Below are 10,694 nucleotides of genomic sequence, written 5' to 3' on the forward strand. Positions count from 1 at the left end.
AGTCTTTTTCAGAGTTTCCTTAAACACATGACCATCACTGTAGAGGCGCCCCTCCGAACTGGGATCCTGATGATGAAAATCACCTTTAAATAGCAAAAGATAAGAATCGTTATCCCCTGCTGAAAAAAAGACTTTTAACGAGTCTTTCTCCATTGTATTTGCACAAAGCTCATTGTGCGCTTCAACGCTGACCCCGTCGTTAGCAATTTTGGAAAAGGCCAGCACGGTACCATCATCTAAATCAAGCATCGCCAAAAACGAATGCTCTTTCTTATCGTAATTCATATCAATCATCCTTGATAGCTAATTTTAAAAATCTCATGCAAAGGATAGCCAAACAAATAAAAACCATCTATTTACCGCAAGAATTATTGGTAATAATCGCCGATGAAAAGCGCATCATCTGACCTATAGTCTGATACCGCAAAGTAACTAACCCCGCGGGTGATGCTTCGCATGCATCTCCTGCAACCGCGCGCGCGCCACATGGGTATAAATCTGGGTCGTCGAAAGATCGCTGTGCCCCAGCAACATCTGCACCACACGCAAGTCAGCGCCGTGATTAAGCAGATGGGTGGCGAAGGCGTGGCGCAGGGTATGCGGTGACAGGGATTTTCCGATGCCCGCAACCGTTGCCTGATGCTTTATGCGGTGCCAGAAGGTCTGACGGGTCATCTGGTCGCCGCGAGTGCTGGGGAACAGTACGTCGCTGGGTTTCCCGCCCAGTAGCTCGTCGCGGGCACCGCGCAGGTAGCGCTCGACCCAGACGATGGCCTCTTCGCCCATGGGCACCAGCCGTTCCTTGCTGCCTTTGCCCATCACCCGCAGTACGCCCTGGCGCAGGTTGACCTGTTCCAGTGTCAGGCTGATCAGTTCGGTCACGCGCAGACCGCAGGCATACAGCACTTCAAGCATGGCACGGTCGCGCTCGCCGATGGGCTCACTCAGGTCGGGTGCTGCCAGCAGCGCTTCGACGTCGGCTTCGGAGAGTGACTTGGGCAATGGCTTGCCCAACTGAGGCATATCGATCTGCAGAGTTGGATCGAGCGTGATGAGCTTTTCACGCAGCAGGTAACGATAGAAGCCTCGGGCACCGGATAAAAAGCGCGCTGTAGAGCGCGGTTTGTAGGCATTTTCAACGCGCCACGCAAGATGATCGAGGATGACCTCGCGTCCGGCACTGGGCAGATCAACGTTGCGCTCCTGCAGCCAGCCATTGAACAGCGCCAGATCGCTGCGGTAGGAATCGCGGGTGTTATCGGACAGTCCCTTTTCAAGCCAGAGCGCATCCAGAAACCGGTCAATCAGCGGGTGGTCGATGGCAGCCATTTCAACTCAGTATGTGTGCGTGTACGCCAAAAACGAATTTTCAAACATCAGATAGCAAAAAGGCAGCCCGAAGGCTGCCTTTTTTATGCATCGAAAAACTGTATCAGGACAGTTTTTCCTTGATGCGCGCTGCTTTACCGGACAGGTCACGCAGGTAGTACAGTTTGGCCTTGCGAACGTCACCGCGACGTTTCACAGCCATGCTGTCGATTTGCGGGCTGTAAGTCTGGAAAGTACGCTCAACGCCAACACCGTTGGAGATTTTACGAACAGTGAAAGCACTGTTCACGCCACGGTTACGCTTGGCGATTACAACGCCTTCGAATGCTTGCAGACGAGCGCGGTCGCCTTCCTTCACTTTAACCTGAACGACGATGGTGTCGCCTGGTGCAAAGGTAGGGATCTCTTTGGTCATCTGCTCTGCTTCGAGGGCAAGAATGATTTTGTTAGTCATGCTGGTGCTCCTAAGGTAATCCGTATGGATCGACCATCGATACGTTAACTATCGTCCCGCTCGCGGATGTATTCCGCCAGCAGCTTCTTCTCTTCTCCAGAGAGCGAGCGGCTTTCCAGAAGATCAGCGCGTCGTTCATAGGTCCGCCCAAGGGACTGCTGTAAACGCCAACGCCGGATGTGCGCGTGATTGCCACTTAGCAACACGTCGGGAACACGCTGATCCGCATACACCTCAGGTCGGGTGTAGTGCGGGCAATCCAGCAGACCGTCCGTGAAGGAATCTTCCTCCGCGGAGTCCACATGCCCTAAAGCTCCAGGCAGCAGCCGCGTAACCGCGTCAATCAGGACCATAGCCGGCAGCTCGCCACCGGAAAGAACATAGTCACCAATCGACCACTCTTCATCGACATGAGCATCAATAAAACGCTCGTCAATGCCTTCATAACGACCGGCGATGAGGATAATCGCTTCCTCCTGCGCCAGTTCGCGTACCGCAGACTGATTCAGCTGACGGCCTTGTGGCGACAGGTAAATAACCTTCGCCGCATCCCCTGCCGCTTGCCTGGCCTGAACCAGAGCATCTTCGAGGGGCTTGATCTTCATCACCATGCCAGGACCACCGCCAAATGGGCGATCATCCACAGTGTGATGGCGATCAGTGGTGTAATCCCGCGGATTCCAACAAGTCAGCTGCAACAGCCCTTGTTTCACCGCACGGCTGGTAATGCCGTATTCGCTGATGGCGGAAAACATCTCGGGAAACAGACTGATGACTTCTATGCGCAGGCTGGCCATGGCATTCAGAAGTCCGCGTCCCAATCCACCTTCATCTCGCCAGCAGCCATATCGATTGCCAACACGCATTGCTCTGTATAGGGCAACAGGCGTTCACGATCATCCAGGCTACCCGCGCAGGGCTTTACAACCATTACATCGTTCGAACCGGTTTCGAGCAGGTGATCGATTTTCCCGAGCAGTTGCCCGAGTTGGTCGATGACCTTGAGGCCTTCAAGCTGGTACCAGTAGTACTCGCCATCGTCCAGATCAGGGAACAGGTTACGCGGCACGCAGATTTCGTAACCGGAGAGAAGACGAGCTTCTTCACGATCATCGAGACCTTTGAGCTTTGCGACCAGAAACTTGCTTTGCAAGCGTCCGCTGACCAGCTCCACCTGTTTCTCAACGCTGCCTTCGCGCCGAAGCGTCCAGGTTTTGTAGTCCAACAGGTTTCCAATCGGATCAGTAAAGGAAAAAACCTTCACTTCGCCGCGAACGCCATGAACCGAGTAAATCTTGCCAATGACGATCAGATCGTCGGCAGATGCAGGCGTCGCGTTCATAAGACTCAGGCCGCGGCCTTGGTCTTGTTGTGCTCTTTGAGCAGCTGGGCAACGCGCTCGGAAGTTTGTGCACCAACGCTCAACCAGTAGTTGACGCGTTCTTCGTTAACGGACAGACGGATTTCCTGACCACGGGCAACCGGGTTGAAGAAACCAACCTGTTCCTTGTGGGAACCGTCACGAGCGTTGCGGCTGTCGGTTACGGTCAAGTGGTAAAACGGGCGCTTTTTGGAGCCGCCAAGGGCAAGACGGATGGTTAGCATTGAACATCGTTCCTGTAGTCGGTGCTGCAAATCTAAGATGCACAGCGGGTATAGGTGCCCGAAAGGCCGCATATTCTAAGGAATATCCCGACTTTTGCAAATGTCTTTTTCCGGCGCCTATCGGCATGCCTTCCAGATTTGCGAGGGCGCTGTCGGTATGACAGCAGGTAAAAGCCCGCATTACGCGGGCTGACCGGGGGTCGCCCCCCGTGTGGGACGCGTGCAAAGAAGCTTTCACGCGACGCAATTACATTTTTGGCATGCCGCCGCCGGGGAGCATTCCGCCCATGCCGCGCATCATTTTTGCCATTCCGCCCTTGGCGGAGAACTTCTTCATCATCTTCTGCATCTGTTTATGCTGCTTGATCAGACGCCCGATGTCCTGCACCTGGGTACCCGAGCCCATTGCAATACGGCGCTTGCGCGAGCCGCTGATCAGGTCCGGGTCACGGCGTTCGCCAGGCGTCATCGAGTTGATGATGGCTTCCATCTGCTTGAACTGCTTCTCGGCCGCGCCCTGGGCATTGCCCATCTGCGCAAGATTGACGCCGCCGATACTTGGCAGCTTGTCCATGAGACCGCCAAGGCCACCCATATTTTTCATCTGTTGCAGTTGATCGCGGAAGTCTTCGAGATCGAAGCCTTTGCCTTTCTTGAGCTTTTTCGCCAGTTTGTCGGCTTTATCCTTGTCGAGAGTCTGTTCAGCCTGCTCGATAAGGCTGAGCACATCGCCCATGCCAAGGATTCGCGAAGCGATACGATCTGGGTGGAACGGCTCCAGCGCCTCGCTCTTCTCGCCCATACCGATGAACTTGATCGGCTTGCCGGTAATTGCACGCACCGACAGGGCCGCACCACCGCGAGCATCACCGTCGACCTTGGTGAGGATCACACCGGTCAGCGGCAGTGCATCACCGAAGGCCTTGGCGGTGTTGGCCGCATCCTGACCGGTCATGGCATCGACCACGAACAGCGTTTCAGCTGGCTTGGTCGCAGCATGCAGCGCCTGAATCTCGCCCATCATCTCGACATCGACGTGCAGACGACCGGCGGTATCGACGATAACCACGTCAATGAACTTGAGCTTGGCTTCTTTAATGGCCGCCAGGGCGATGTCGACCGGCTTCTGGCTGATATCGGAGGCGAAGAACGTCACACCGATGTCGTTGGCCAGGGTTTCGAGCTGCTTGATGGCGGCAGGACGGTAGAAGTCGACCGACACAACCATCACGGTCTTCTTCTTGCGCTCTTTAAGGAAGCGCGCCAGCTTGCCAGCGGTGGTGGTTTTACCCGCACCCTGCAGGCCCGCCATGAGGATGACCGCAGGCGGCGTGACATTGAGCATCAGATCTTCGTTGGCAGCGCCCATCAGGCTTTCGAGTTCGGCCTGGACGATCTTCACGAACGCCTGGCCTGGCGTCAGGCTGCGCGACACCTCGGTGCCGACGGCGCGCTCCTTGACGTTGTTGACGAAGTCTTTGACCACCGGCAAGGCGACGTCGGCTTCAAGCAACGCCATACGCACTTCGCGCAAGGTATCTTTGATGTTGTCCGCGTTCAGCTTGGCCTTGCCAGTAACATGGCCCAGCGTCTGCGAGAGGCGGTCAGTCAGGTTTTCAAACATGCGCGATCCTTTCAGGCTCTCGTCGAACCCCGGTTGATGCGGCCCGGCCCGTAATGCAGAAATGGCGCTCGGCGAGCCTGCGGCTTGAGCAGGTCGCGGATTATAGCGAAGACTCCGCCGCACGGACACCACGCAGTCTGCTTCTGTGGTCTTTCGTGATTTGCCGGTTATATGCCAAACTCAACGTCTTTTCAGGCCCGTCCATCAGGATCTATGTCCCCTTTGCCACCCAGCCTGCTTCCCAGCCTCGCCGCCGCCGTTCTGTACGCCGCTGCGACCGTCTATCAGAGCCTGCGCCTGAGCCAGGCCGTCAAGCCCGACAAGCGGCTGCTTTGCCTGCTCGGTACGCTGGCGGTGATCGCACACGCCATCGGTCTGTTTTCCCAACTGACGCATTCCGTCGGCCTGGGTCTGGACTTTTTCAACTCGGCCAGCCTGATCGCCGCGTCAGTGATCGTTGTGACCTTGATCGCCACGTCACGCATTCCGGTGGAAAACCTGTTGGTGCTGCTGTTCCCATTGGGAATGGTGACCGTGCTGCTCGCTCAGTTCGCCCCCAGCGGCACCGTACAGCCGATCATGGAAGAACCCGGCATCCTGAGCCATATACTGCTGTCGCTGCTGGCTTACGGAATGTTCACCATTGCCGTATTCCAGGCGTTGCTGTTGCTGTTGCAGGACTACCGACTCAAGCACAAGCACCCTTCCGGACTGATCAAGAACTTCCCGCCGCTGCAAACCATGGAAAGCCTTTTGTTCGGCTTCCTCTGGGCTGGCTGGACGCTGCTTTCGCTGTCGCTGATTTCCGGCTGGCTGTTCGTTGAAAACCTGTTTGCCCAGCATCTGGTGCACAAGACCCTGCTGGCTTGCCTGGCCTGGGTCGTATTCAGCGTACTGCTGTGGGGGCGCAACCGCCTTGGATGGCGAGGTCACAAAGCCATTCGCTGGACCCTGGGCGGCTTCTGCCTGCTGATGCTCGCCTACTTCGGCAGCAAGCTGGTACGCGAATTCATCCTGCACATCTGACGGGCCCTGATCATGGATAATCTGCCCCTTGGCCCACTGCTTGGCGTTCTCGCCCTCCTTATGCTCTGGGCTGGTCTGCTGACGTCAGTCGAAGCCGCGCACCACCAACTCAAGGCAATGCGCGCCGCCAGCCGTTCGGACAAGGCCGCGCCGCTTCCCGAGCTGGCGTTCAACCTGAACAGCCTGATCCTGGGCAATACGCTGATAAGAGTGCTGATCACCGTAATCGCAACACTGATTGCTGCCAATTACTGGTTCTACAACGGCCCGACCGTGGCATGGCTGGGTACCGTGAGCGTCATGCTGGTGTTCGCCGAATACATACCGCGCCGCCTGGCGAACCGTCACCCTGTCTCGACACTGCTACTGGGCAATGGCGTACTGCGCATTCCAATGAAGATCGTCTGGCCGCTGGCCTACGTGTTCAACGTGCTCGCCAAGACGCTGCTGCGCCCGTTTTTGTCACGCCATGTGCAGCAACAGGAGCAGAACTTCGAAGACGATGTGCAGAAAACCAACCGCCACGACATTGTTCACGAGCATTATCCGCGTGCCAGTGTGCTGTCGGGCATACGGGCACTGGACAGCATAACGGTCAATGACATCCTGATACCGCGCAATGAGGTGGATGGCGTCAACCTTGATGATCCGATGGAGCTGATCATCGAGCGCCTGATCATTTCACGTCACACACGCCTGCCGGTTTATCACAACGACATAAATCAGGTTCAGGGCGTCATCAATACACGCGACATCAGCCACCTGCTGCCCAAAGGCACACTGACCAAAGAGCAGTTGCTGGCAGTCTGCTACGAGCCTTATTTCGTTCCGGAAAGCACTCCGTTGCAGTTGCAGTTGCTGAATTTCCACAAACAGCAGCGCCGCCTCGGCGTGGTGGTTGATGAGTACGGGGAAGTGCTGGGTATCGTCACCCTTGAAGACATTCTTGAAGAAATCGTCGGCGAATTCGAAAGCGAGCAGCGGCTGGACAATCCCCACGTCAAGCAACAGGAAGACGGACGCCTTGAGGTAGAGGGTGCTGCATCCATTCGCGAACTCAATAAAAGCCTTGGCTGGCACCTGCCTTCGGATGGTCCGAAAACCGTTAACGGGTTGGTTACAGAAGCATTGGAAACCATTCCAGAGGCTCCGGTCTGCCTGAAAATAGGGCCTTACCGGCTGGAAATCCTCGAGACCGAAGACAATCGCGTCAAGCGCGTGGCCATGTGGCAGAACACCCTCGTTCGCACCTTCAAATAGATTTCTGCCTTCAAATAGATCCCGGCGATACCCTTGTCTCTCGACCCATTCGGGTTACTCTGCTCGACGCTTTACCCACAATCACAATAATGAATGCTAGCCGGAGCACGGTCCTTGCCGCCCGGCGAGTCGACAGCCAGGGAATCCGCATGACCAGCACCCCGCTCTCTCGCGAAAATAATACCGAGTCCGTAAATCCGGTGAATTCGGCAACCCGCGTCGCCACAGCCAGCTTCATCGGCACAGCTATCGAGTTCTACGACTTTTACGTTTACGCCACTGCCGCCGCGCTGGTGATAGGTCCGGTGTTTTTCCCGCAGACCTCAGGTACGGCACAGATGCTGTCGTCATTTCTGACCTTCGGTATCGCCTTTCTCGCACGCCCGCTCGGGTCGGCGCTGTTCGGTCATTTTGGCGACCGGATCGGGCGTAAATCGACCCTGGTGGCGTCTCTGCTGCTGATGGGTATCTGCACCACGCTGATCGGCGTATTGCCCGGTTACGCGACTATCGGCGCGTGGGCACCGATTCTGCTATGCGTACTGCGCTTCGGTCAGGGGCTTGGCCTGGGCGGGGAATGGGGTGGCGCTGCGCTTCTGGCGACCGAGAACGCCCCGAAAGGCAAACGCGCCTGGTTCGGCATGTTTCCACAGTTGGGACCTTCAATCGGTTTTCTGGCCGCCAATGGCCTGTTTCTGGCACTGGCCATGACCCTGAGCGACGAGCAGTTTCGCGCGTGGGGCTGGCGAATCCCGTTTCTGCTCAGCGCCGTGCTGGTCATGGTCGGGCTGTATGTGCGCCTGAAGCTGGAAGAAACTCCGATCTTCGCCAAGGCCATGGCCCGTCACCAACGCGTCAGCCTGCCGATCGTGGAAACCTTCAGCCGGCACTGGAGGCCAACGCTGCTTGGTGCAGCGTCGATGGTCGTCTGTTATGCGCTGTTTTATATCTCGAAGGTGTTTTCATTGAGTTACGGCGTGGCAACGCTGGGCTATACCCGTGAAACGTTTCTGGGGCTGTTGTGCTTTGCGGTGCTGTTCATGGCGGCTGCCACGCCATTGGCTGCACTGGCAAGCGACCGCTTCGGGCGCAAGCCGGTACTGATTGTTGGCGGTGTGCTGGCGATTCTGTCAGGTTTCACCATGGAACCACTGTTAACCCACGGCAGCACTTGGGCTGTGGCGTTGTTTCTGTGCATCGAGCTGTTTCTGATGGGCATTACGTTTGCCCCAATGGGCGCGCTGCTGCCAAAGCTGTTCCCGACACAGGTTCGCTACACAGGCGCATCGGCGGCGTACAACCTGGGCGGAATCGTCGGCGCGTCGGTTGCCCCCTTCTTCGCCCAGAAACTGGTGGCGATGGGCGGCTTGAGCTGGGTGGGCGGGTATGTATCTGCAGCTGCGCTGATCAGCGTGCTGGCGGTGTTGAGCCTGAAGGAAACTCGGGATAGGGATCTATGAGCCTCAAGCTGCAAGCAAGAGCACCACACTCCTGCTTGTAGCTTGCAGCTGCGCCCTTACAACTTTACGTCTACCGCTTGCGACGCTCGGGTCGCTTTGGCCCGCGCGGCTTCGATGGACTCGTCGCGAGCCAGGGCGACGCCCATGCGGCGTTGACCGTTGACTTCCGGTTTGCCGAACAGACGCAACGCGGTGTCAGGCTCGGCCAGCGCCGCGCCGAGGTTAGCGAAAGCGGTCTGAGTGGACTGGCCTTCGACCAGAATCACTGCGGAAGCAGATGGCCCGAACTGGCGGATCAACGGGATCGGCAGGCCGAGAATCGCGCGAGCGTGCAGGGCAAACTGCGACAGGTCCTGAGAAATCAGGGTGACCAGACCGGTGTCGTGCGGGCGCGGCGAGACTTCGCTGAACCACACTTGATCGCCCTTGATGAACAGCTCGACGCCGAACATGCCACGGCCACCCAATGCCTCGGTCACCGCCCTTGCAACACGCTCGGACTCTGCCAACGCTACCGGGCTCATGGCCTGCGGCTGCCAGGATTCCTGATAGTCGCCCTTCTCCTGGCGATGGCCAACCGGCGCGCAGAACGTGGTGCCACCGATGTGACGCACGGTCAGCAGGGTGATTTCGTAATCGAAGTCGATGAAACCTTCGACAATGACGCGGCCCTTGCCAGCGCGACCGCCTTCCTGCGCGTAATCCCAGGCTTTCTGCACGTCATCAGCGCTCTTGAGCAGGCTCTGCCCTTTGCCCGACGAACTCATGACTGGCTTGACCACGCAAGGGAAACCGAGGTCTTCGACCGCCTTGCTGTACGCCTCGAAGGTGTCGGCAAAGTGGTAAGGCGAAGTTGGCAGCTTCAGCTCTTCGACCGCCAGACGACGAATGCCTTCACGGTTCATGGTCAGTTGCGCGGCGCGCGCGGTCGGGATCACGGTGAAGCCTTCGGCCTCAAGCTCAACCAGGGTTGCGGTGGCGATGGCTTCGATTTCCGGAACGATGAAATCCGGCTTCTCGGCCTCGATGACTGCACGCAACGCAGCACCGTCGAGCATGTTGATCACATGGCTGCGATGAGCAACCTGCATCGCGGGCGCGTTCTCATAACGGTCAACAGCGATCACTTCAACGCCAAGGCGCTGCAGCTCGATCACGACTTCCTTGCCCAGTTCGCCGCTGCCGCAGAACAGTACGCGAGTCGCGGTGGGCGACAGTGGAGTTCCGATTTGAGTCATCTCAGGTCCTCGTGAAGCAGATATCGAGGGCTGCCTGCCTTATGCAAGCAACCGCTGTGGAGAAAGGCGCGCAATTTACCACGAAGCCCCGGTAAATGGGCGCTCAGCCCGGACAAGCATTGTTGCGCGTTCGCCAGGCCATGATCATCCAGACCAGGGTCACGCCGGCGAACTTCGATGCCAGCGCAGTGAGCACGACCGGTACAGTCAGCGCGTCGATCATGCCGAAGAAGATAAAGGTATCCAGCGGAATACTGAGTGCCGAGCTGATCCATAGCCGGTCACGCAACGGGCGTCTGGTGATGCTGAACACCAGCCAGTCAATGCACTCGGAGACCGCGAACGCAGTGGCGCTGGCCAGGGCAATGGTCGGGTCGCTGGTGACATACGAAAGCACCAGCGCCACCAGCATGGCGATGATTGCGCCATGACCAAAGCGAATTTGCACCATATCGCGCAACACAAACACCAGCCCGCCCCAGGCAGACCAGATGATGTCCAGATGCGGCGCACTGGAGAAGGCGAAGTTGATCAGCACGACACTGCCGATGTAAGCGATCAGGAAAAGCATGGAGGGTTTGGGCCTGTGCAAGCGAGCGGCAATGATAGCAAACGCGCGCAAGGACCGTGCCCAGGCGTAGGCGAAAGCGCTATTTCTGACGAAGATAATGCATCGACTGCACCGGCCTCTTCGCGAA

The 10,694-nt window shown here is 57.4% G+C and carries 11 protein-coding genes and 1 pseudogene; 3 read left to right on the forward strand and 9 right to left on the reverse strand.

What is annotated here, in order from left to right:
* The 7 genes and pseudogenes from ALO64_RS01440 to ffh form a co-directional block, all read right to left on the reverse strand.
* Window positions 1-285, reverse strand: a pseudogene (locus tag ALO64_RS01440) (hypothetical protein); the annotation flags it as partial.
* 147 nt (window positions 286-432) lie between these two features.
* Window positions 433-1,329: a site-specific tyrosine recombinase XerD gene (gene xerD / locus ALO64_RS01445; RefSeq protein ID WP_044344805.1), complete on the reverse strand. Its 897-nt coding sequence runs from the start codon at window positions 1,327-1,329 to the stop codon at window positions 433-435.
* A gap of 103 nt (window positions 1,330-1,432) precedes the next feature.
* A complete protein-coding gene (gene rplS, locus ALO64_RS01450) occupies window positions 1,433-1,783 on the reverse strand; it encodes a 50S ribosomal protein L19 (protein ID WP_002552524.1) in 351 nt (116 codons plus the stop codon).
* Window positions 1,784-1,827: 44 nt separating this feature from the next.
* Complete coding sequence (trmD, locus tag ALO64_RS01455; RefSeq protein WP_002552523.1) at window positions 1,828-2,580, reverse strand: tRNA (guanosine(37)-N1)-methyltransferase TrmD; 753 nt, start codon at window positions 2,578-2,580, stop codon at window positions 1,828-1,830.
* A gap of 5 nt (window positions 2,581-2,585) precedes the next feature.
* On the reverse strand, window positions 2,586-3,125 hold the full coding sequence (gene rimM / locus ALO64_RS01460) for a ribosome maturation factor RimM (RefSeq protein ID WP_002552522.1): 540 nt from the start codon (window positions 3,123-3,125) through the stop codon (window positions 2,586-2,588).
* A 5-nt stretch (window positions 3,126-3,130) separates the two neighbouring features.
* A complete protein-coding gene (rpsP, locus tag ALO64_RS01465; protein WP_002552521.1) occupies window positions 3,131-3,388 on the reverse strand; it encodes a 30S ribosomal protein S16 in 258 nt (85 codons plus the stop codon).
* Window positions 3,389-3,635: 247 nt separating this feature from the next.
* A complete protein-coding gene (gene ffh / locus ALO64_RS01470; protein ID WP_044344806.1) occupies window positions 3,636-5,012 on the reverse strand; it encodes a signal recognition particle protein in 1,377 nt (458 codons plus the stop codon).
* Window positions 5,013-5,225: 213 nt separating this feature from the next.
* Between ffh and ALO64_RS01475 the strand changes: the two genes are divergently transcribed.
* The 3 genes from ALO64_RS01475 to ALO64_RS01485 all read left to right on the forward strand — a co-directional run bounded on the left by ALO64_RS01475 (window position 5,226) and on the right by ALO64_RS01485 (window position 8,758).
* Window positions 5,226-6,038 carry a cytochrome C assembly family protein gene (locus ALO64_RS01475; RefSeq protein WP_002552519.1) on the forward strand — a complete coding sequence of 271 codons (813 nt, stop codon included), beginning with the start codon at window positions 5,226-5,228 and terminating at the stop codon, window positions 6,036-6,038.
* A 12-nt stretch (window positions 6,039-6,050) separates the two neighbouring features.
* The gene (locus ALO64_RS01480; RefSeq protein WP_005732466.1) at window positions 6,051-7,298 is read left to right on the forward strand and encodes a CNNM domain-containing protein; all 1,248 of its coding nucleotides are present in this window, start codon (window positions 6,051-6,053) and stop codon (window positions 7,296-7,298) included.
* 149 nt (window positions 7,299-7,447) lie between these two features.
* Window positions 7,448-8,758: an MFS transporter gene (locus tag ALO64_RS01485; protein WP_044344807.1), complete on the forward strand. Its 1,311-nt coding sequence runs from the start codon at window positions 7,448-7,450 to the stop codon at window positions 8,756-8,758.
* A 56-nt stretch (window positions 8,759-8,814) separates the two neighbouring features.
* Here the strand turns inward: ALO64_RS01485 and purT are convergent, their stop codons facing one another.
* On the reverse strand, window positions 8,815-9,996 hold the full coding sequence (gene purT / locus ALO64_RS01490; RefSeq protein ID WP_044344808.1) for a formate-dependent phosphoribosylglycinamide formyltransferase: 1,182 nt from the start codon (window positions 9,994-9,996) through the stop codon (window positions 8,815-8,817).
* Between the two features lie 103 nt (window positions 9,997-10,099).
* Window positions 10,100-10,567 carry a preQ0 transporter gene (locus ALO64_RS01495; protein WP_044344809.1) on the reverse strand — a complete coding sequence of 156 codons (468 nt, stop codon included), beginning with the start codon at window positions 10,565-10,567 and terminating at the stop codon, window positions 10,100-10,102.
* Window positions 10,568-10,694: the final 127 nt, after the last annotated feature.

It is taken from the genome of Pseudomonas meliae (genome assembly GCF_001400515.1).
GTDB lineage: Bacteria > Pseudomonadota > Gammaproteobacteria > Pseudomonadales > Pseudomonadaceae > Aquipseudomonas > Aquipseudomonas amygdali.

Bases quoted from the DNA above. Each gene is read 5' to 3' on its own strand.
- xerD (WP_044344805.1), bottom strand. From the start codon at position 1,329: ATGGCTGCCATCGACCACCCGCTGATTGACCGGTTTCTGGATGCGCTC.
- rimM (WP_002552522.1), bottom strand. From the start codon at position 3,125: ATGAACGCGACGCCTGCATCTGCCGACGATCTGATCGTCATTGGCAAG.
- rplS (WP_002552524.1), bottom strand. From the start codon at position 1,783: ATGACTAACAAAATCATTCTTGCCCTCGAAGCAGAGCAGATGACCAAA.
- ALO64_RS01480 (WP_005732466.1), top strand. From the start codon at position 6,051: ATGGATAATCTGCCCCTTGGCCCACTGCTTGGCGTTCTCGCCCTCCTT.
- purT (WP_044344808.1), bottom strand. From the start codon at position 9,996: ATGACTCAAATCGGAACTCCACTGTCGCCCACCGCGACTCGCGTACTG.
- ALO64_RS01485 (WP_044344807.1), top strand. From the start codon at position 7,448: ATGACCAGCACCCCGCTCTCTCGCGAAAATAATACCGAGTCCGTAAAT.
- ALO64_RS01495 (WP_044344809.1), bottom strand. From the start codon at position 10,567: ATGCTTTTCCTGATCGCTTACATCGGCAGTGTCGTGCTGATCAACTTC.
- ffh (WP_044344806.1), bottom strand. From the start codon at position 5,012: ATGTTTGAAAACCTGACTGACCGCCTCTCGCAGACGCTGGGCCATGTT.
- rpsP (WP_002552521.1), bottom strand. From the start codon at position 3,388: ATGCTAACCATCCGTCTTGCCCTTGGCGGCTCCAAAAAGCGCCCGTTT.
- trmD (WP_002552523.1), bottom strand. From the start codon at position 2,580: ATGGCCAGCCTGCGCATAGAAGTCATCAGTCTGTTTCCCGAGATGTTT.
- ALO64_RS01475 (WP_002552519.1), top strand. From the start codon at position 5,226: ATGTCCCCTTTGCCACCCAGCCTGCTTCCCAGCCTCGCCGCCGCCGTT.